Origin of the sequence: Leifsonia sp. NPDC102414 (assembly GCF_044765685.1) — a bacterium.
Taxonomy (GTDB): domain Bacteria; phylum Actinomycetota; class Actinomycetes; order Actinomycetales; family Microbacteriaceae; genus Leifsonia.
Map to the genome: position 1 here is coordinate 376802 of NZ_JBIWKN010000002.1, position 18558 is coordinate 395359.

Annotated in this window: 20 protein-coding genes and 1 pseudogene; 12 read left to right on the forward strand and 9 right to left on the reverse strand. The window is 65.7% G+C overall.

What is annotated here, in order from left to right; translation table 11 throughout:
* The 7 genes and pseudogenes from ACIRCZ_RS10100 to ACIRCZ_RS10130 all read right to left on the reverse strand — a co-directional run.
* Window positions 1–287: pseudogene (locus ACIRCZ_RS10100) on the reverse strand (sugar ABC transporter permease); the annotation flags it as partial.
* A gap of 2 nt (window positions 288–289) precedes the next feature.
* Entirely contained in the window at window positions 290–1597 is a 1308-nt protein-coding gene (locus ACIRCZ_RS10105; RefSeq protein ID WP_157480435.1) for an ABC transporter substrate-binding protein, read from the reverse strand.
* Between the two features lie 79 nt (window positions 1598–1676).
* Window positions 1677–3437, reverse strand: coding sequence for an amylo-alpha-1,6-glucosidase (locus tag ACIRCZ_RS10110; RefSeq protein ID WP_402852510.1), 1761 nt, complete (start codon window positions 3435–3437; stop codon window positions 1677–1679).
* Entirely contained in the window at window positions 3434–4354 is a 921-nt protein-coding gene (locus ACIRCZ_RS10115) for a carbohydrate ABC transporter permease (RefSeq protein ID WP_402852513.1), read from the reverse strand. Before ACIRCZ_RS10115 ends, ACIRCZ_RS10110 begins: the two co-directional genes overlap by 4 nt.
* The gene (locus tag ACIRCZ_RS10120; protein WP_402852516.1) at window positions 4351–5331 is read right to left on the reverse strand and encodes a carbohydrate ABC transporter permease; all 981 of its coding nucleotides are present in this window, start codon (window positions 5329–5331) and stop codon (window positions 4351–4353) included. Before ACIRCZ_RS10120 ends, ACIRCZ_RS10115 begins: the two co-directional genes overlap by 4 nt.
* 11 nt (window positions 5332–5342) lie before the next feature.
* On the reverse strand, window positions 5343–6641 hold the full coding sequence (locus ACIRCZ_RS10125; protein ID WP_402852519.1) for an ABC transporter substrate-binding protein: 1299 nt from the start codon (window positions 6639–6641) through the stop codon (window positions 5343–5345).
* Between the two features lie 158 nt (window positions 6642–6799).
* Window positions 6800–7468, reverse strand: coding sequence for a hypothetical protein (locus ACIRCZ_RS10130; protein WP_402853600.1), 669 nt, complete (start codon window positions 7466–7468; stop codon window positions 6800–6802).
* A gap of 145 nt (window positions 7469–7613) precedes the next feature.
* Between ACIRCZ_RS10130 and ACIRCZ_RS10135 the strand changes: the two genes are divergently transcribed.
* The 9 genes from ACIRCZ_RS10135 (at window position 7614) to ACIRCZ_RS10175 (ending at window position 14643) form a co-directional block, all read left to right on the forward strand.
* Window positions 7614–8231: a hypothetical protein gene (locus tag ACIRCZ_RS10135; protein WP_402852522.1), complete on the forward strand. Its 618-nt coding sequence runs from the start codon at window positions 7614–7616 to the stop codon at window positions 8229–8231.
* A complete protein-coding gene (locus ACIRCZ_RS10140; protein ID WP_402852525.1) occupies window positions 8231–8860 on the forward strand; it encodes an SdpA family antimicrobial peptide system protein in 630 nt (209 codons plus the stop codon). The genes ACIRCZ_RS10135 and ACIRCZ_RS10140 overlap by 1 nt, the downstream gene beginning before the upstream one ends.
* Window positions 8797–9807, forward strand: coding sequence for a sporulation-delaying protein SdpB family protein (locus ACIRCZ_RS10145; protein ID WP_402853603.1), 1011 nt, complete (start codon window positions 8797–8799; stop codon window positions 9805–9807). Before ACIRCZ_RS10140 ends, ACIRCZ_RS10145 begins: the two co-directional genes overlap by 64 nt.
* A gap of 21 nt (window positions 9808–9828) precedes the next feature.
* Window positions 9829–10179: a GntR family transcriptional regulator gene (locus ACIRCZ_RS10150; protein ID WP_402852528.1), complete on the forward strand. Its 351-nt coding sequence runs from the start codon at window positions 9829–9831 to the stop codon at window positions 10177–10179.
* Window positions 10176–11150, forward strand: coding sequence for a hypothetical protein (locus ACIRCZ_RS10155; protein WP_402852531.1), 975 nt, complete (start codon window positions 10176–10178; stop codon window positions 11148–11150). Before ACIRCZ_RS10150 ends, ACIRCZ_RS10155 begins: the two co-directional genes overlap by 4 nt.
* Before the next feature lie 86 nt (window positions 11151–11236).
* Window positions 11237–11653 carry a hypothetical protein gene (locus ACIRCZ_RS10160; protein ID WP_402852534.1) on the forward strand — a complete coding sequence of 139 codons (417 nt, stop codon included), beginning with the start codon at window positions 11237–11239 and terminating at the stop codon, window positions 11651–11653.
* A 219-nt stretch (window positions 11654–11872) separates the two neighbouring features.
* Window positions 11873–12190 (forward strand): hypothetical protein, encoded by a 318-nt coding sequence (locus ACIRCZ_RS10165; protein ID WP_402852537.1) that lies wholly within the window; start codon window positions 11873–11875, stop codon window positions 12188–12190.
* Window positions 12191–12287: 97 nt separating this feature from the next.
* Window positions 12288–13001 (forward strand): hypothetical protein, encoded by a 714-nt coding sequence (locus ACIRCZ_RS10170; RefSeq protein WP_402852540.1) that lies wholly within the window; start codon window positions 12288–12290, stop codon window positions 12999–13001.
* Between the two features lie 1228 nt (window positions 13002–14229).
* Entirely contained in the window at window positions 14230–14643 is a 414-nt protein-coding gene (locus tag ACIRCZ_RS10175; RefSeq protein ID WP_402852543.1) for a cupin domain-containing protein, read from the forward strand.
* A 4-nt stretch (window positions 14644–14647) separates the two neighbouring features.
* Here ACIRCZ_RS10175 and ACIRCZ_RS10180 read toward each other — a convergent pair whose 3' ends face one another.
* Entirely contained in the window at window positions 14648–15610 is a 963-nt protein-coding gene (locus ACIRCZ_RS10180) for an NAD(P)/FAD-dependent oxidoreductase (protein ID WP_402852546.1), read from the reverse strand.
* Between the two features lie 84 nt (window positions 15611–15694).
* Here ACIRCZ_RS10180 and ACIRCZ_RS10185 point away from each other — a divergent pair, with 84 nt between their 5' ends.
* The 3 genes from ACIRCZ_RS10185 to ACIRCZ_RS10195 all read left to right on the forward strand — a co-directional run bounded on the left by ACIRCZ_RS10185 (window position 15695) and on the right by ACIRCZ_RS10195 (window position 17166).
* On the forward strand, window positions 15695–16261 hold the full coding sequence (locus ACIRCZ_RS10185) for a helix-turn-helix domain-containing protein (protein WP_402852549.1): 567 nt from the start codon (window positions 15695–15697) through the stop codon (window positions 16259–16261).
* A gap of 74 nt (window positions 16262–16335) precedes the next feature.
* Window positions 16336–16806: a GNAT family N-acetyltransferase gene (locus ACIRCZ_RS10190; protein ID WP_402852552.1), complete on the forward strand. Its 471-nt coding sequence runs from the start codon at window positions 16336–16338 to the stop codon at window positions 16804–16806.
* A gap of 54 nt (window positions 16807–16860) precedes the next feature.
* The gene (locus ACIRCZ_RS10195; protein ID WP_055897869.1) at window positions 16861–17166 is read left to right on the forward strand and encodes an NIPSNAP family protein; all 306 of its coding nucleotides are present in this window, start codon (window positions 16861–16863) and stop codon (window positions 17164–17166) included.
* Window positions 17167–17196: 30 nt separating this feature from the next.
* Here ACIRCZ_RS10195 and ACIRCZ_RS10200 read toward each other — a convergent pair whose 3' ends face one another.
* A complete protein-coding gene (locus ACIRCZ_RS10200; RefSeq protein ID WP_402852556.1) occupies window positions 17197–18459 on the reverse strand; it encodes an alpha/beta hydrolase family protein in 1263 nt (420 codons plus the stop codon).
* Between the last annotated feature and the right edge of the window lie 99 nt (window positions 18460–18558).

Sequence of the window (18558 nt, forward strand, 5' to 3'; positions counted from 1 at the left end):
TGCACCACGAGGATCAGCCCGGCATTGCCGAGGCTGGTGAGCACCAGAGGGTCCTCGAACAGCCGTGCGTACTGGTCAAGCCCCACCCAGGTGGATGCGCCGCCCCTGGTGCTGAAGAAGCTCTGCCAGAGCGAGACGACGAGGGGATACGCGAAGAACACGGCGAACAGGGCGGCGGCGGGCAGCGCGAACCAGGCGCCAGGGCGCTGGAGCCTGCGCCCCAGCGACCTGGCTGCTCTCGGCCGCGCCGCCGTGCGACCCGCGGTGACGGAGTCGACGGTGGCCATGCTCAGCCCGCGATCGTGCGGCCGGTCGCCGTCGCGATCTGCTTTGCCGCATCCTTCAGCGCGCTGGCAGGGTCTGCGCCGTTGATCACCGACGAGACGACGGCGTTGGCGACGATGTCCCCCGCCTTCGCGTTGTCGGCCGTGTAGGCGATCGCGGGGATCTTCGCGGTCTGCTCCGCGAACAGCTGGTACACCTTCTGGCCGCCGAAGTACGGGTCCGGCTGCTGGAACAGCGGGTCCTTCAGCGCGGGGAGGTAGGACGGGAACAGGCCGTCCTTCTTCATCATCGACACCTGGTTGGCGGTGTCGGCGAGCGCGAACGCGGCGAACGACGCGGCGAGCTGCGGGTTCTTCGCCTGAGTGGGAACAGCGAGCGCGGAGCCTCCGCTGTTCGAGGTGCGGGCGCCGTCCGAGTCGAACGCCGGCAGCTCTGCCACGCCGTACTTGCCGCTCAGCTCTGCCGCCTCTCCGGTCAGCGTCGCGATCCACCACACGGCCTCCGGGGTGACAGCGGAGTCGCCGTTCTTGGCGCTGGTGACCCGCGCATCCCAGCCCTTCACGTTCTTGAGGAGGCCCTTGTCGTTGAGCTCCTTGAGCAGTGCGAGCGCCTTCACGGCCTGCGGAGACGAGACGGTGATGTCGCCCTTCGCGTCGAAGAGCCCCTGGCCCTGCTGCTGCAGGAGCATCTGGAAGAGGCCACCGGAGGAGACATCGGCGGTGAGGAGGGTGTGACCGGTCGCGGCCTTGATCTTCTCACCGGCGGAGACCAGAGCGTCCCAGGTGGTCAGGCTCGCCGGGTCGACGCCTGCCGCGTCGAGGTAGTCGGAGCGGTAGAACAGGCCGACAGTGCCGGAGTCCCACGGCACGGCCTTGATCGCTCCGGCGCTGTCGACGGACGCCGCCCACTTGGACGGGTCGAAGTCGGCCTTCTTGTCGCCGATGATCGGGGTGAGGTCGGCGAAGCCCTTGGGGAACTGGCTGAGGTAGCCGGGGGTGTGGTCGGTCTCGATGGTGACCACGTCCGGGAGGCCGGTTCCTGCCTGGAGCCCGACGGACAGCTTGTCGTATGCGTTGTCGTAGCCGATGTCGACGACCTTGATCGTCGTGCCGGAGTGCTTCTTCTCGTACTCCCCCGCGAGGCGCTTGAGAGACACGGCTGCCGCATCCCACGACCAGACGGTGATGCTGCCGGACACCTTCGCGTTCGGGTCGATGGTCGCAGCGGGGCCGGATGCGGTCCCCGCCATCGCGCAGCCGCTGAGGACCAGCGCCGCGGCGGCTATGGGAACGAGCGTTCGCAAGCGTTTCATGATGACTCCTTTGTCGATTGAATATTGTATACAGTTAGAGACGCGGAACGATCCCGCCTCCCCCGCGGAGCGCCCGGTGTCAGCCGGTGGCGCGCACCGCGAGGTCGATGCAGAGCGCGGCAGACCAGCCGAACGACGTCGTCGCCGTCCTGGCCTTCGCACCCGTCAGCGGGTTGAAGTACTCGTGCGGACCCCCGGCGTGCTGCACCAGCCGCAGGGTGGCCTCGACCAGCTGGCGCGAGCGCTCAGCGTGGCCTGACACCGCCAGCCCCTCCGCGACGAGGGCGTTGATGTTGACCCAGACGGGGCCGCACCACATCCGCTCGGCGGAGAAGTCCGCGTCCCTAGCCGCGACCGTCGGCACGGCCCACGGGGTGGCGAACCGGTCGGGGTCGTCGAGCGCCTCGAGCATCCGGGAGACGATGCGGCCTGGCAGGCGGCCGGTGAGCAGCGGAAGAAGGCTCACCGCGGTCTCGGCGCGAAGCGGTGCGCCAGCGCCGCGGGAACGGAAGAAGCCTGCGTCGTCGTCCCACATCCCCTCCAGCAGCGCGAGCGTCCGCTCGGCGCGGGCGGTGTGGCGGTCGGCGGCCTCGGCGTCGCCGACCGACCGTGCGCGGGATGCGAGGAGGTCGTCCTGCAGGATGAGGTACGCCGCGAGGTCAGGCGACGCGACCGGCAGCTCTCCGTCGAAGATCGGGCTGTCGTCGAGGCCGGAGGAGTACGGGTGGCCGTACTCCGGCATCCCGTCGCCGTCGAGGTCGGAGTGTGCGAACCACCACTCCTGGCTGCGTGCGACCGTCGCCCAAGCGTCGTCGAACCACGCGGGGTCGTCGACCAGGCCGTCGAGGGAGCGGAGAGCCCAGGCCGCCAACGGCGGCTTGGTCAGCGGGATGGGGGCGGTCGGGTCGGCGATCGCCGAGCCTGCGCGGCGGAGGTTCTCCCTGTCGCCGGGCGGCAGGTCGTCGCTCGACGCGAGGATGCCATCGTCGTGGACGACGTCGGGAAGCTGGCCGTTCGCGGACGGGAAGCCGAAGGCGAGCGCGAGCTGCTCGCGGGCGAGCTCCGGGTCGCCGTGGCGGAGCCCGGCGGCGATGAAGTACGCATCCCACTGCCAGAGGCCCACGTAGCCGATCTTGGACGGCACGACAGCGCGCGCGTCGCCGCGGCCCGGCAGCGTGACGACGTTGGCGCCGAGCACCCACCAGCAGAACGCGGTGAGGTCGGCGAGGTCGTCGCGCACCGCCGGGGTGCGGGCGAACCAGTCGTCCCAGACGCCGGTGGTCGCCGCGAGGGCGTCGGCGTGGGTGCGCTCGGCGTCCATCGTGGCTGGGCCCAGCGCGATCCGCAGGCCCGCCCCGTCGCCGCCGGCGAACGACAGCCGCACCACAGTGTCGCCGTGCGCCTCCCGCACGAGCAGATCGTCGGCGCCCGCCGCCCGCCAGGACGCCTCGGGGGCCGACGGCAGCCCGGGCGACCAGCGGCCGGATGCGGTGAGGGCGCCAGGCAGCGTGAGCTCGACCGTCCAGCGCGTATCGCCGCCGAGGCTCAGCGCCGTCGGCCCGTCGAAGGTCAGCGTCACGCCGCCGTCGAACGCGATGCTCTCCGGGCGCACGTCCGCGATCTCCGCGATCCGCCCGTCCGCTCCGAACACCCGCACCGCGCGCACCACCACGCAGTCGTCGAGTCTGCGCTCGTACTCGGCCAGCCGCGCCGTCACGCCGCCGTCCGTCCGCTGCACCAGGATGCGCGACCCCGGCAGCGTGAACGGCGCGTTCTCGAGGTCGAGGAAGCGCGCTGCGCGGTCGGCCGCATCCCGGGCCAGGGAGACCGTCCCGCTCATCGGCCGCCCAGCCCGGAGGCCGCCATGCTGTTCAGGATGCGGCGCTGCCCGATCACGAACGCGACCAGCATCGGGATGGTCGCCACGGCGGACGCCGCCATGATGAGCCCGTAGTTGATCGACCCGAACTGACCGCGGAAGCTCTGCAGCAGCAGCGGAACGGTGAAGAGGTCCTGGCTGTTGAGCAGCACGAGAGGCAGCAGGAAGTTGTTCCAGGTGGAGAGCGCCACGATGATCGCGAGCGCGCCGAGCCCCGGGCGCAGGTTGGGCAGGATGATGCTCCAGAAGATCCGCCAGCGACCGGCGCCGTCGACCAGCGCGGCCTCCTCCAGCTCCTTGGGCAGCGACAGCACGAACTGGCGCATCAGGAAGACCGCGAACGGGTTCGCGAGCGCGGCCGGGATGATCAGCGACAGGTGCGAGTCCACCCAGCCGAGCTTGGCCATCAGGAAGTAGAACGGGATGAGCGTGACCTGCATCGGGATCATCTGCGTGGCGAGGAACACGATGAACAGCACGCGGCTCCCTCGGAACTTGATGCGCGCGAACGCGTACCCGGCCATCGCCGCCGTGATCAGCGTGCCGATGACCACCAGGATCGCGATGTAGATGCTGTTGACGTACGCCTGCGCGAACGGGGCGTCGTTCCACGCATCCACGTAGTTCTGGAAGGTGAACGGCTGCGGCAGGAAGCTCAGCGGGTCGTTGAGGAGCTGGGGCAGCGTCTTGAACGAGGTGATGAGCATCCAGATGAACGGGAAGACCATCGCGATGCCGCCGAGCGCCAGCACGACGTGCAGGATCGTCTTGCGGGTGCGTGCGCCTGCACGGCCCTCGCGGGACGCTTTCTGCGGCCCTGCGGGAGCGGAGCCGGGCGCGGGAGCCTGGGCGGATGCGGTTCTGACGGCGGTGGTCATGCTGCACCATCCTCGTAGTGGACGAACTTCTTCTGCGCCGTGAACTGGATGCCCGTGATGACGAGCGTGATCAGCAGCAGGATCACCGACGCGGCGCTGGCCGGGCCGAACTGGAACTTGCCGAAGCCGAGATCGTAGATGTGGTAGACGATCGTGCGGGTGGCGTTGTCCGGGCCGGCGTTCGCGGTGAGGATGAACACGGTGTCGAAGGTCTGCAGCGAGCTGATGAACGCGATGACCGACGAGAAGAACATGATCGGCGACAGCAGCGGCATCCGGATGCGGAAGAACAGCGTGAGCGCGCCTGCCCCGTCGATGCGTGCCGCCTCGATGACCGCGGGCGAGATGTTCTGCAGCCCGGCCAGGAAGATGATCACGTTGAGGCCGAGGGACGACCAGATCGAGACGATGCAGACGGCGATGAGCGCGAGGTGCGGGTCGCCCAGCCAGTCGGGCGCGGGAACGTGGAACACGCTGGCGATGAAGCCGGAGATCACGCCGTCCTTGCGGAAGAGCTGCTGCCAGATCATCGCGACGGCGACCGACGAGGTCACCACCGGGGCGAAGAACAGGATCAGGTACAGCGTCTTGGTCTTCAGCTTCTCCAGTGCCACCGCGATCACCACGGCGAGGCCGAGCCCGACCGGCACGGTGATGACCGCGATCAGCAGAGTGTTGATGATCGCCCTGCCGAACAGCGGGTCGGCTAGCTGGTTGCGGAAGTTGTCGAAGCCCACCCAGCTCAGGTCGTTCAGACCATCCCACTGGGCGAAGGCGAGCACCAGGCTCGCCGCGAACGGGAGCACGACGAACAGTGCCATGCCGATGAGCTGCGGGCCGACGAACACGTAGCCCCAGCGCCGGTCGCGCCGCCGCCAGGCGGACTCCCCTCGGAGTCCGCCCGGCTCGGTGCCTGCGGGTTTCGCCGACCCCCTCGTGTCGGGGGTGTCGGTCAGCGACCCTCGGATTGCACTCACGCGTCGATCCCTTACTTACCTGTCTTGCTCTTGATCATCGCTGCGACGTCGTCGAGCGTCGCCTTCGTGGACGCCTTGCCCTCGTAGAGCGCCAGCATCTTGTCGCTGATGTCGCTGGAGAGACCGGGGACGGATGCCTCCGTCGCGTAGTCCTCGAACCCGATGTCGCGCATGTCGAGCAGCGTCTGAGCGTGCTTCGGATAGCCGTCGAGCACGACGGAGTCGGCGCCCTTGATCGACGGGACGGCGTTGCCGCCGCCCTTCAACCGCGCGGTCTGGCCGGCTGCCGACAGGTAGTTGGTCCAGAACTCGAACGCCGCGTCCTTGTTCTTTGTCTTGGCGTTGATGGCGAGGTAGCTCACCGCTGTGCCGGTCGGGGCGGCCTTGCCGTCCGGGGTCGGCCACGGAGCGACGTCGTAGTTCTCCGGGTCTCCTGCCGACGTGACGGTGCCGATCGTGTACCGGCCCTGGACGAAGAAGCCGGCCTTGTGGGTGACGAAGACGCTGTCGGCGCCTGCGCCCTGCGGAAGCGTGTCCGCGACGACGAAGGTGCCGTTCTGGAAGTTCTTGGCCAGCACATCCATCGCCTTCACACTGGTCTGGTCGGTGTTCGCGACGAACTTACCCGAGTCGTCGAACGCCTTGCCGCCCTGCGACGAGATCCAGGAGTAGTGGGTGGACCAGTAGTTCCAGAACATCGAGCCGGTGAGGCCTGCCTTCTTGAGCTTCTCGTTCATGTCGAGGTAGGTCGCCGTCGTCCACTTGCCCTCGGAGGCGAGGGTGGCCGGGTCTTCTGTGACACCGGCCTTCTTGAGCGCGACCTTGTCGTACCAGAGCGCATCCGGGTTGGAGTCGTTGGGGGCTGCGTAGATCTGGTCGCCCTTCTTGGTGGCGCCGAACAGCCCCTGCGCGAAGTCCTCCGGCTTGGTCTTGCTCGCGCTGGAGTTCATCAGGTCGGTCAGCGGCATGAGTGCCTTCGAGTTGACGAACTGGCCGATCTTGTCGTCGCCGATGTAGAACACATCCGGTGCTGTGCCGGACGCGAGCTGGGCGAGGAGCTTGGTGTGGTAGTCGCCGTAGTCGGCGACGGGCTGCAGCACGACCTTGATGTCGGGGTGCTCTTTCATGAACGTGTTGTCGAAGTCCTTGTAGCGGGCGATCTCCTCCGGAGTGCCCCAGGTGGACCAGACGACCGTCTTGCTGCCCGATCCCCCCGATCCCGACCCTGAACACGCTGCCATGCTGAGTGCGATCGCGACAGCCGCCCCCACGGCCACCAGCCTTCTCATCTTCGAGTCGACGCGAGACATGCCTACCTCATTCCTTGAAGTGTCTCTTGCAATTGGGGGCCCACGGGTGAGGCCTCTCCTGGTCTGTATTCTGTATACAGTAGGCAGACGCGTTATGCAAGCAAAAGTGTTCCGCTGCGATGGGATGCGATGCGACGGGATGCGACGGGATGCGGTCGCTACGGCGCGGTGAGCGAATCCACACCGGCGGCGGGCTGGCCGGCCGCCCAGCTGGCGAGCAGGCGGAGCCGCTCTTCCGATGGCGAGCCAGGCTCTGCCGTGTAGATGAGGAACGACAGCTCTGGCTCCGCCGTGGACTCGAGACCCTCGAAGGCGAGTGTCAGATCGCCGACGACCGCGTGATGGAATCGCTTCACGCCCGTGCCGTGCCTGCGGGCAACGATGGCGGCGCTGGCTGGTCGCATCCGTGGGGATGTGCTTGCGATGAATGGTCGCGGCAGTGACCTCGAATATGAGTCCTCTGCGGCGGCGTCGTCTTGTCGTAACCATGACTTGCGGGTGCTGCAATGAGTGTCCGCGGGTGCCCAGTGCCAGCCCCCGGCAGGACCTCCCACCGGCGGCCCCACAGGCTGGGCGCTACTTCTTGCCCCCGCGCTACTGAGCGCACTGGCCACTCGGGATGGACGGTGTCTACAACGTACCGCAGCCGCGGTGCCTTCGAAGAGGCTCGGCTTGTAGGGCAGCGACAGGGGCTCGGGGCATGGTTGTTGGATGGATACACCGAGCGGCCCTGCGCCGACCGGTGCTCCAGCCGCTTCTGTTGTCACATTCTTGCAGCCGAGCGCAGCCGGCGCTCTGCGGACGGGCGACCGCTCCAGGTACGACATTGCAAGAGACCGGATGACTGAGCTCACGTATTTGCATTCTTATAGAGGAATTTCACGCTTGCGGTAGTGCTCGATACGTTGTGAATGTGGCCATAGGGGGCACGTCTAGCCGTCAACGACGCGGCCGAACGATTGGAGACAGCGCATGAGGAACACAGCCCGGGTACTGCTGGTGGGGGCTTTGTCTGCGGGACTTCTAGCGGGCAGCGTGACGTCCGCTTCTGCATCCGGTATAGCTGAGGCTACTGAGCGGCAGATCACAGTTTCGAGCTCAACGAGCCAAAAGTTCAATGGTGAGGAGCTTTTCCGCGGCGTGGTCTTTGGCCAGGGAGCAGCGGGCAACGTGCTGGGTGGCTTGTCGGCGCGTGTGCGCATCACGCCAGAGGTCGAGCGAGAGATCGATCGGATCGTGGCGGATATTCAGGCTGAGGACGAAGGGTTCTTTTCCGAGTTCGCAACCCTCGCGCAGAGCGGCGACGTGCTCCAGGTCAGGGACGCGTTCGCTAGGTTGGGCCAGGTCCTTGAAACCTCTTTGGAAAACTTGGGATATTCGGATGGCTCGAATGCTGCAACGGTCACGCCCCGATGTATTCAGGTAGTTCTGTTCGCGGTCGCAGCGTTGGTCTACGCCGGCGCTGCAATCTTGCAGGTCGCTGCGGTCGCCGTTTCGGTCTGGTACGCCGGCCCCCGATCGATGGACACGCAACCGCAGCTGTCCTACGAGAAGTGGATTGCTGAGGCCACGGTGCGACTCGCACGCTGATGGCGAAATTGTCGCTGCCGGACAAGGAGCTTGGGTCTGATTCAGGTGAACATTTAGGCGAGGGCAGTGTTCTTCCCAATCGGCGCGTCACGATTTTCGCTTTGGTTCTCGCCGCACTTTGGACACTAGTCGGCGGGTTCGTGTATCTCACCAATCAGCCAGAGAACGTGTTGACGACTTCATGGCAGAACTCGGTGAAGACCACCGTTCAGACCGTTCTCCCTGAACAGTGGGGCTTCTTCACCCGCTCTCCGAGAGAGGATGAGCTCCTGCCGTATCAATACCGCTCAGGTCGTTGGGCGTCAGCGTCGGCGTACCCGCACAGCCAGGCCCAATACGCTTTCGGCTGGAACCGGATCTCGCGAGCGCAGGGCATCGAAATTGGCGTGCTTTACAAGGAGCTTGCCGACCAGTCCTGGCAGCAGTGCTCGCCGGGTTACCTGGTGACGGATTGCCTGGTCGGGCTGACGGCGAAAGCGGAGTGGATCCGGGTATCCAACCCGTCGCCAGACCCGACGCTGTGCGGGCGCGTTGCTATCTCAAAGGCGCTCCCGCCCCCTTGGGCATGGGCCAACATCGGACAGGCGAAACAGGATGTGTCGGTGATTTTCGTGGACGTCGCGTGTTGAGGGGCGCCGATCGGGGAGTTGCCCGGGCTCTCACGCGTGATGTGTGGACGGCGAACCTGGGACTCGCGCGCACGCTCATCGCTCTCTCCGGATTGGGGACGCTCTTGGCGTCGTCGGTTTCCACCCTGATCCGGCCAGCGGCGGGTGTCAACGAACTGTTCTGTGCGGGGCCTGCCGCGATCAGCTCGTGGTGTATTACGCCGCCAGCCGCATACGAATTGATGCGATGGGTGAGCATTCTCGTGCTCCTCGTCGCCGCCTTGGGATGGCGCCCGCGCTACACCGCCATCCCCATGTGGTGGGTGCTGTTCAGTAACCAAGCGTCGCTGACTGTTGTGGACGGCGGCGACCAGATCAGTGCAGTGCTCGCGCTGTTGCTTGTTCCAATGTCACTAACCGACAATCGGAGATGGCATTGGGCATCCGCCGAATCGGCCTATCTCGACTCTCGCCCATATGCGACAATCACCGCTCACGTGACACTCGTAGTAATCCGGGTGCAAGTGGCGTACATCTACATCAACGCCTGTCTCGCAAAACTCGGAGTTCCCGAGTGGCTGGATGGTTCCGCCGTATACTACTGGCTTCGCGACCCGATGTTCGGGCCGGCTGGCGCTCTTCGGCCCTTAACGGAGTGGCTCATGGCCAAGCCTGTCCCGGTGGCGGCAGCCACGTGGGGAACTCTCTTGCTCGAGTTCGCTTTGGGTATCGCAATATTCCTTCCCACCCGCGCCCGTCGCATCCTCCTACCGATCGGTGTGGCTCTGCATCTCGGGATCGCGATCACCATGGGGCTATGGAGCTTTGCATTCACGATGTGGGCGGCGCTACTGCTCCTGCTATGGCCAGACGGCAACTTCGCACAAATGGGTAGCAGATGGCTTCAGCGAATCGCTGCACGGCGACATACTGCCTCAGCGGCTGAAGACACACGATCGCCTATCTAGTTGTTCTAGTACAATGGAAATATGTTAATCCGGCTCGATCAGGCGTCGCCGATCGGGCTCGCGGAACAAATCGCCGCCGCGATTCAGCAGAATATCGGGGAGGGCGCTGTCTCGATCGGGGAGAAACTGCCAGCGGCACGTGAGTTGGCAGCTGGGCTCGGAGTCAACGTTCATACAGCACTTCGGGCATATTCGATATTGCGCGCTGCTGGTGTCATTGAGCTACGGCAGGGACGCGGTGCTCGTGTCTTACCGCCTCCGGATGGGCTACCGAAAGAGGTCGTGGACGCTATTGATGCGCTCGTTCGGGGTGCAGCCAGTCGAGGAGTGTCGCGCGCACAGCTCGTCAGATATCTGGAGGAAATGTCATGATTGGCGGTGCGTCGACTACTCGAAACGGCCTCGCGCGAATGAGCGTTGCCGCGGCGTTGGTTACCGTGCCAGTGGTCGCGATTGTGTGGTCATTGCTGGTGTGGTGGCCCACGTTGCCCGCCGAGCTGCCCGCGCAGTGGTCCGGCGACGAGGTGGCGTCACGCTTGCCCACGTTCTTCTTTGCTGGGACCGCGGTCGTGATTGCTGGGGTTGCGGCAGCGTTCGGGTGGCACGCTGCGCTGCGTCCGCGCAGCTACGAACGCCATCGTCGGGTGTTGTTGATTTCGGGATCCGTCGCGGCCATTACCGCCGCAGCGTGGCTGATCAGCGCCAGCGTCGTCCGCAACCCTGACCAGGAGATTGGTGCCGCGGGGTTGCTGGCGATCGCCGCGCTGTTTTACGGGTTGGTTCCCTTTGCGCTCGCCCGGGCAAGCGCCCCGTCCGGGCAGGCGGAGGCAGCTGAGGAGCCGGACGAGTTTGCGGTGATGCCCAGCGAGATCCTTGCATGGTCGCGGACGCAGGTCGTGCCGACCTTTGCCTGGGCTTGCGGGATCTGCGTGCTGGCCGCGATCGTCTTCGGGTACGTGCCGCTGATCCTGGCTGGCGCGGAGGCGTCCAATCTGAGTGTCGTCATCGTAATGTCGCTCCTCGCTCTAACGTTCTACGCCGGAGCTCGGATCCGGGTAACGGTGGACCTGCGAGGACTTCGAGCACTGTCTGCGACAGTCGGGATCCGACTTGTCTCAGTTCGATTGGCAGAGGCGGCATCGGCACGTGTGACCACTCTCGAACCGTTGCGTTGGGGCGGCTGGGGCTACCGGGTGGGCCTCCGGGGGAAGGCCCTCGTACTCCGCGGTGGCCCCGCAATCGTCGTCACTCTTCACAGCGGAGCAGTGGTTGCGGTGACCACCCCGGACGCAGAACAAGCGGTGGGGGTGCTCCGGGCTCTGCAGCGCCGGAACGCAGCATAAGGAGATCCCGCGACTGCCGCGCGCCGAGGGTGCGCCCCGACAGCCGGCGTATTCGTGTCTGGGTCGCGACGTTCTAGTATCCGAGAGTGTCCGATTTGAAGGCTTCTTTCCCCGCTGGTTCGGCGGTCCGTGGAGTCCGGTTTCCAACCACGGTGCATGCCGTGAGGTCGTTGGGTGGACCCCGCCTGCCGTCTGGATTCGCCGTTGGTGTTGATGGGGGGCGGCTGAGTTTCGTTGGCTTGCGTAAGCAGACCTCGCTGTGGGAACTTCCGGTATCTAGCGTTCAGGCCGTTTCTGTTGCCGAGACGCGGTCTTCACCGCCTTATCCGCAAGTTGCGCTCGCGATTGTTTTGAGGGTGCGGACGGGCGTCGGGTTCACGGAACTCCCGATCGTGCCGGTTTCGGACGATGGCAAGCGGTCGTTGACGTGGAGAGATGCCGATGTGCGAGCACTGGCGATGCGGCTGGCGGATGCGATGAAGATCGCGCGCGGCGTGGGCTGAATGGCTTGTTTGGCCCCGGTTGGCGGTTCAGCCCCTCAGGGCTCATCCATTAAGAGCTAACGAGGGGAGTCGTACCAAGTGCCGTATCCGCATCCAATGAGAACATACCATCTTGAAACTGACATAATAAATGTTATGAGTAAACGCGCGTCAAGCGTTGCCTCGGTGATTACAAGCTGCAATTCCACTCGGGTGGCAGAACTGGTCTAGCTTTTCCTCATGACGATCGAGTCTCAGGTCCCCACTCCTTCCCCAGAAGACGTTTCGCTTGTTCAACAGGTGCAACAGCAGTGGAACAGTAGCAACCAAGCTGACGCGATCGCCCTACTGCGTCCGAGGGCTGAAGCGGGGGAGCCGTGGGCGGCTGCATTCCTTGCGTGGCTCTTCATGCAACAGGGGAGCGCGGGCGCCGAGGAGAGCATCACCTGGGCTGTTCGGGCGGCCGAACTCGGTGCACCCAATCAGATCCTTCATACGTTCAACAACGTCGTGGGGGCAGATTCCGAACCTGCCTCAGCTGGCAGACAGGCTGCCTGAGCTTCTGAGGTGGGCGCCCTTTTGGTGGAACGGCGTCGACCTCGTGGGGCAGGGGTGGAATCTGATAGCCCAGGGGCAGCCTGAGCAAGGACTCCGGATGATGATGTTGTCTTGGCCCCTGCAGGTCGAGCCACAGTTGAATGCGCTTGCCGATCAGGCCAGAACACGGATTGGAGAACTGGACGAGGTCGTCGCAGGGGCTCGCCTGCGACAGTCGGAGATCGACTCCACCGTGGGTGAGGCGCGCGCAGAGATAGACAAAGCGAAAGACGACCTAAAGACCAGCGCGAAACAGGCGGGGCTCCTGGTGACCACCGTTGCTTCAGATGCCACCAACGCCCTCTTCAAAGCGGACGCAACACGAAATGCTAAAGAGTCTCGCGGAGCATGGTTGGCTGGATTGATCGTACTTGGGTTGGCTGCAGTGGTCGCTTTGCTCCCTGTCGGCCTGCACTATCTGCACCTTGGGCCGAAGTACTCGACGGTTGAGCAGATCGGCCTTCATCTTGCCTCGACTGCGGCTCTTGCTACTTTTGCTGGCGTTCTGCTGGCAAGGGCACGATCACGAGATCAAGCGGCTCAGCGCGCCAACGATCTGTCTACGGCTATGGGAACGATGATCTCCTACAGCAATCAGATCAGCGACCCGACAGAGCGGGAACGATTTATGACCACCATGGGCCAACTCGTCCTTCAAGCACACCTGACGTCAGGGTCGAAACAGGGCGCGAAGGATGAGTCGCTCTCAGGAATGATTGCGCTCCTGAACCTTGTCAAGCCGGCCGCATCCGCGTCTCAAGGGCAACCGTAAGCTGACATAAGGTATATTATCGGTTGTATTACATCGAAGACTGCGCGGCGTGAGCACTGTCATTGGCTCATCGAAGGCAGGCTAGCGGTTGATCGCAACCTTGAGGATTCGACGCGTGCGTGGTTGCAGTTTGGTTAGCCCGCGCAAGCTCGACGACCACAACGCGAATACTAGTGATGAGTACTACGGCTCCACGACTGATGCGCTGAGAGCATCGCGCTCAAGAGGAACGTGCCCGCGCGCGCAATTGCCGATTGGAGGCTACATCGTCTCGTGAGCTGCTCGCACTTGAATCAGCGTAGCCAGGTCGTCAACCTCCGAAGTTGATAGGGACCCTCCGATAAGCGAGTGGGGCCGGATAACTGTTATCGGGATGGCGCTGTGCGATCTGCGCTTATGCGCTAGGACGAGCTTTTGTTTCTTGCGAAACCCATCCCGAACGCTCTCACTTTCGATCGACGCCAGGGAACCGTACGGGATTGACGCGATCAGTTGCGGATAGCCGGTTCCGCGCCATATGCGCAACTCGTCATTCCCGACCTCGAGAACACCGAACGTGGGCTGCAACGCAGCGCGGTTCGTTCTCTCTGAGAGAGCGCCCCAAGCGGCGCCTCCTCCCGCGATGGAGTAAGTCTGTGCGTGTGGCCTAAGCGCCAGTACGACCCTCCTCTGCGCAGACACGTAAAGCCCGATTCCCAGGTAGGAAGCAACGATGAGGACGAGGACGACGATCAGTGCGATGAGCCACGCACACAAGGGATTTCTGCCACTGACAGTATCGATGATTGATCGCGTCAACGCAGGTATGCCTACGGCTAGTGCAGCTAGATGAAGCGTCCTTCTTTGGGTAAGTCGCATGTCACTTTTCCTAGTGTACCGGCGCGATCATCAGATACGACGGGAACATTTCGTGTTTTCCGGGGGTTGTGGGGAGCCCGGGAAACGCAGAGACGCCATATGCGCCGGCGCGGCATGTGTTTCCTGCCGCAAATCCTATGCAACTGATTGCGAGTGAACTCGACGTTGCCAGGACGGATGCTATGTCCAAAAGAGGCCCAGCAAGTGCACCAATTTCTCCGCCAAACTCGCTAGCAAGGGGCAATGCAACGGATACACAGAAGCAGACGTATCGCAGAGCACGGACGGGAACACACACACAGAGGGCGCGGAGCGCCCGACCCGACCAACCCCACCAACCCGACCCACCCGATCAGAAGGAGAGACGATCATGAAGTTCACCACTGCAACGCCCACCGGCGCCGGCCCCGCTGCGCAGTTCACAGGGAACGTCTGGTTCGACGTCATCGTCGCCGGGCAGGAGCCCTCCCGCGTACGCGTCAACACCGTGCGGTTCGCACCAGGGGCGCACACGTTCTGGCACCGTCACGTGCTCGGCCAGACCCTTCACGTCGTCGCAGGCGTGGCACTGGTCGGCACCAGGGACGGCGTCGTATTCGAGGCGCATCCAGGAGAGACGGTCGTCTGCCCTCCCGGCGAGGAGCACTGGCACGGAGCGACGCCGGAGCTCTTCATGCAGCACCTCGCCATCTGGGAGACGGACGGGAGCGGCGCTCCGGAGACCAGCTGGATGGAAGAGGTGACGGAGGAGCAGTACTCGGCCGCGCGCACGCGCAGCGCATAGCCCGCTAGGGCCGGGCGTCGGCGTCGGCCATGGCCAGGTCGAAGTCCTCCTCCATCAGCGCACCGTTCACGGCTCCACCAGTGAGTGCGCCGGCTCCGACCGCCATCGGCACCGTCGCCATCGGATTCACGACATTGCCGGCCGCCCAGACGCGCGCGTGCCCGGTCTTCCCCGCCTGATCGACGGTGAGGAACGAACCGAGCCCCATCGGGAAGTCGGTGCGCGGCAGCTCGAGCGCGGCGAGGAAGCCATCGCGTGGCCTCGGGACACCGGCCGTGAACAGTGCGTCGAGCTCCGTCACCTGCCCGTCCGCGGTGCGGACCCCGGTGACCTGCGCGCCGTCGCCCAGCACCTCGACCACCGGGGACTCGACGAGCGCGACGTTCCGCGCACGCAGTCTCCGCGCATCCACGGGGTCGATGGGCCCTGCCCCTGCCGAGAACAGCACGACACTGTCGCTCCACTGCCGCACGAGCCGCGCCTGGTGCAGCGCCATCGGCGACGTCGCGAGCACGCCGAGACGCGCGCCGCGCACTTCCCAGCCGTGGCAGTACGGGCAGTGCAGCACCGTCTTCCCCCAGCGCTCCGCCAGGCCGGGGACGGCAGGCAGCTCGTCGGCGATGCCGGTCGCCACCACCACGGCGCGAGCCGTCTCCACCCGGCTGTCCGCGAGCGTCACCGTCAGCCCGCCCTCGACGTCGACGACGCTCTCGACGACGCCGTCCAGGAACTCGACGCCGTACCCGGCCGCCTCCTCCCTGCCCTTCCTCACGAAGTCTGCCGGCGCCGCACCCTCGTTCCCGAGCACGCCGTGCATGTGCTCGGCGAAGCGGTTGCGCGGGAGCCCTGCGTCGATCACGAGCACCCTGCGTCGCGCCCTGCCGAGCAGCAGCGCGGCGGACAGGCCGGCGGCGCTGCCCCCGATGACGATCGCATCCCGAGCGGTGGTGGGGTCTGGAGTGTTCATCTGGCCAGTCCAGGCGATCCGTGACATTATCGCAAGCACGCTTGCGGAATTGGCAAGCACGGACCTCGACAGACGGGACAGTGGATGCGCGAAGAGCTGGCACAGGTCGGCCCCAGGCTGCGGGTGGTCAGGCGCTCCCGCGGCTGGACCCTCGACGAGCTCGCCTCGCGCGCCGGGATGTCCGCGAGCACCCTCTCGCGCCTGGAGTCCGGCAAACGCCAGGCCAGCCTGGAGCTGCTGCTCCCGCTGACCAGGCAGCTCGGCATCCGCGTCGACGACCTCATCAGCGTCGACGCCCCCGATCCGCGCATCCACCGCCCGGTGATCCGGCGCGACGGGTTGATCATTGCGCCGCTCGCCCCCGAGGGTTCACCGGTGCACACGTACAAGATCACCTACCCTCCCGACGTGACCCTCCCCGAGCTGCGCGTGCACGACGGCTACGAGTGGCTCTACGTGCTCTCGGGCCGGCTGCGCCTCAGGCTCGGCGACCAGGACCTCACGCTCACCCGCGGCGAGGCCGCCGAGTTCGACACCCGCACCCCGCACGCGATGTCGGCGACGGGCGGCAAGCCGGCGCAGGTCATCAGCATCTTCAACGACGAAGGGGCGAGGATGCACACCCACGCGCCCACCGCGCAGGACGACTGACCCTCGCGGTGCGGCGGCACGCGTTCACGGAGTCGGACTCGAACACCTCGACGCGGCCGTTGTAGCGTCGTCCTATGCCTCCGACCCTCGTGATCGCCCGCGCCGACTTCGCCTCCCCCGCCCTGCGCGAGTTCCTGCAGGCGCACCTGGACGACATTGAGCCGACAGCGCCGCCGGAGAGCAGGCACGCCCTCGACCTGGCCGCGCTGCAAGCGCCACACGTCCGCCTCTGGACGGCGCGGGATGGGGAAACCATCGTCGGCACGGCGGCCCTGGCTGCGCTCGAGGAGCCCGGCCACGAAGAGCTCAAGAGCATGCGCACGGACCCGGAGCGTCGCGGCGAGGGCATCGCCGCGGCGCTGCTGGAGTTCGTGCTCGGCGACGCACGCGAGCGCGGCGTCGAGCGGGTGTCACTGGAGACCGGCTCGATGGCGTTCTTCGCCCCGGCCAGGCGGCTGTACGCTCGGGCGGGCTTCGTGGAGTCCGGCCCGTTCGGCTCGTACACCGACGATCCGAACAGCGCGTTCCTGACCCTGGCGTTATAGGCTGGGCGCCGCCGATCCGATCGGCATCACCGGCCGACGAAGGGGAGACCGACCGTGATCACTGTGCACCTCCGCTACCAGATCGACGACGCGAAGCTCGCGGAGTTCACCGAGTACGGCAGACGCTGGATCCGGCTGGTCGAGAAGCTGGGTGGCGACCACCACGGCTACTTCATGCCGAGCGAGGGGGACAGCGACGAGGCGTTCGCGCTGTTCACGTTCCCGTCCATGGCCGAGTACGAGAAATACCGCACGGCAGCCGCGACGGACCCGGAATGCGTCGCCGCCGTGCAGTACGCGCGTGACACCGGCTGCATCCGCCGCTACGAGCGCCGCTTCACGACGCCGGTTTTCGAGTAGGCGTTCGCCGGCCGTGCTGCGCGCCTCCGCTCAGGCGAGCCGCGCATCCAGCCAGTCGAACATCCGCTGGTCGACCAGCGAGCGGGCGAGCGGCTCGCAGTGGAAGTTCGCGCCCTCGTTCACGGTGAACGGCACCACGGTGGAGACGCCAGGGGTGAGCTCGGCGAGACGGCGGGACTGGCCAGGCCAGAACTGTTCGTCCTCCGGGTCGGTGATGAGCAGCGGTGTCCTGATCGAGGACGCGACGTTGTCGAGACGGTAGTTGAGGACCGCGGTGATCGTGTCGAAGTAGCCGTCCTTCTGGTACGGCCGCGCCCGGAACTCCCAGGTGCGTGCGAGGTCCGGCGAGAACTTCATGGCGAGCTCCATGTCGCGGTCGAACTTCTCCCTCTCGCCCTCCGCCAGCAGCTTCAACATGCTCTTCGGCAGGTGCCCCGTCCACGAACTGGACACATCCACGACGCCAGGATCGACGACGGCCGCGGCGATCCGGTGCTCGAACGCGAGCGCCCGCGGCACCCAGTAGCCGCCCTGGCTGATGCCGTAGAGCGCGATCTTGTCGCGGTCGACGTCATCCCGCCCGAGCAGGTAGTCAACGACCGGAGTGATCACGGCCTCCCAGTCGTGCCGGAACGGCATCCCGTGCTCGAACAGCATCGCCTGCTGGCCTGGGCCGTCGAACATGAGCACGTTGTACCCGCGCTGCAGCGCCCCGGCTCCGCCACTCGCCCACAGCGAGCTGATGGCACCGTCGCTGCCGTTGTTCATGATGAGCGTGCGCCCCGATCCTGCGAGCCCCCACGGACGAAAGAAGTAGCCGGGCAGCGTCGTGCCCTCATACGGGATGCTCACCCGGTGGATGGAGACGGGCGTGGTGTCCACGAACCGGTCCCACGCGGCCCGGTGCGCGCGGAACGTCGAGAGCAGTGCATCCGACGACGGCAGCGACGCCACCGCGTTGAGGGCCGTGCCGAGGTAGGTGGCCGCTCGCAGGTAGGAACGCGAGGCACTGATGTCGTTCCCCGCCGCGGCCTGATCGTCGCCCGCCGCGCGGATGCGCGACCCGAGCGCCAGCCACGCCGCGAACCACGCCTCATGGTCGTGCTCGCCGACGGACTCCACCGCCGCAAGCACCTCCCCGGTGTCCGCGGCGCCCGAGAACGCGTGCCCGAGAACGACACGCAGCTCGAAGTCGAAATCCGGGTTGTGGAAGAACCCGTCGGAGAACGGGCCATGCGAGTGGTGCGGGCGCTGCTGATGCTGCTGATGCTGCGGATTCGAGCCGAGAGCCATGTCCGGCCTCCTTCGACGACGCGATGATGACTCGGTGCTGACGAGGTGGATCTGGTTCGGAGCCTAATCCTGTGCCGCGGTCGGCGCTATGGGGTCTGG

Bases quoted from the DNA above. Each gene is read 5' to 3' on its own strand.
- ACIRCZ_RS10105 (WP_157480435.1), bottom strand. From the start codon at position 1,597: ATGAAACGCTTGCGAACGCTCGTTCCCATAGCCGCCGCGGCGCTGGTC.
- ACIRCZ_RS10110 (WP_402852510.1), bottom strand. From the start codon at position 3,437: ATGAGCGGGACGGTCTCCCTGGCCCGGGATGCGGCCGACCGCGCAGCG.
- ACIRCZ_RS10115 (WP_402852513.1), bottom strand. From the start codon at position 4,354: ATGACCACCGCCGTCAGAACCGCATCCGCCCAGGCTCCCGCGCCCGGC.
- ACIRCZ_RS10125 (WP_402852519.1), bottom strand. From the start codon at position 6,641: ATGTCTCGCGTCGACTCGAAGATGAGAAGGCTGGTGGCCGTGGGGGCG.
- ACIRCZ_RS10130 (WP_402853600.1), bottom strand. From the start codon at position 7,468: ATGTCGTACCTGGAGCGGTCGCCCGTCCGCAGAGCGCCGGCTGCGCTC.
- ACIRCZ_RS10135 (WP_402852522.1), top strand. From the start codon at position 7,614: ATGAGGAACACAGCCCGGGTACTGCTGGTGGGGGCTTTGTCTGCGGGA.
- ACIRCZ_RS10140 (WP_402852525.1), top strand. From the start codon at position 8,231: ATGGCGAAATTGTCGCTGCCGGACAAGGAGCTTGGGTCTGATTCAGGT.
- ACIRCZ_RS10145 (WP_402853603.1), top strand. From the start codon at position 8,797: ATGGGCCAACATCGGACAGGCGAAACAGGATGTGTCGGTGATTTTCGT.
- ACIRCZ_RS10150 (WP_402852528.1), top strand. From the start codon at position 9,829: ATGTTAATCCGGCTCGATCAGGCGTCGCCGATCGGGCTCGCGGAACAA.
- ACIRCZ_RS10155 (WP_402852531.1), top strand. From the start codon at position 10,176: ATGATTGGCGGTGCGTCGACTACTCGAAACGGCCTCGCGCGAATGAGC.
- ACIRCZ_RS10165 (WP_402852537.1), top strand. From the start codon at position 11,873: ATGACGATCGAGTCTCAGGTCCCCACTCCTTCCCCAGAAGACGTTTCG.
- ACIRCZ_RS10170 (WP_402852540.1), top strand. From the start codon at position 12,288: ATGATGATGTTGTCTTGGCCCCTGCAGGTCGAGCCACAGTTGAATGCG.
- ACIRCZ_RS10175 (WP_402852543.1), top strand. From the start codon at position 14,230: ATGAAGTTCACCACTGCAACGCCCACCGGCGCCGGCCCCGCTGCGCAG.
- ACIRCZ_RS10180 (WP_402852546.1), bottom strand. From the start codon at position 15,610: ATGAACACTCCAGACCCCACCACCGCTCGGGATGCGATCGTCATCGGG.
- ACIRCZ_RS10185 (WP_402852549.1), top strand. From the start codon at position 15,695: ATGCGCGAAGAGCTGGCACAGGTCGGCCCCAGGCTGCGGGTGGTCAGG.
- ACIRCZ_RS10190 (WP_402852552.1), top strand. From the start codon at position 16,336: ATGCCTCCGACCCTCGTGATCGCCCGCGCCGACTTCGCCTCCCCCGCC.
- ACIRCZ_RS10200 (WP_402852556.1), bottom strand. From the start codon at position 18,459: ATGGCTCTCGGCTCGAATCCGCAGCATCAGCAGCATCAGCAGCGCCCG.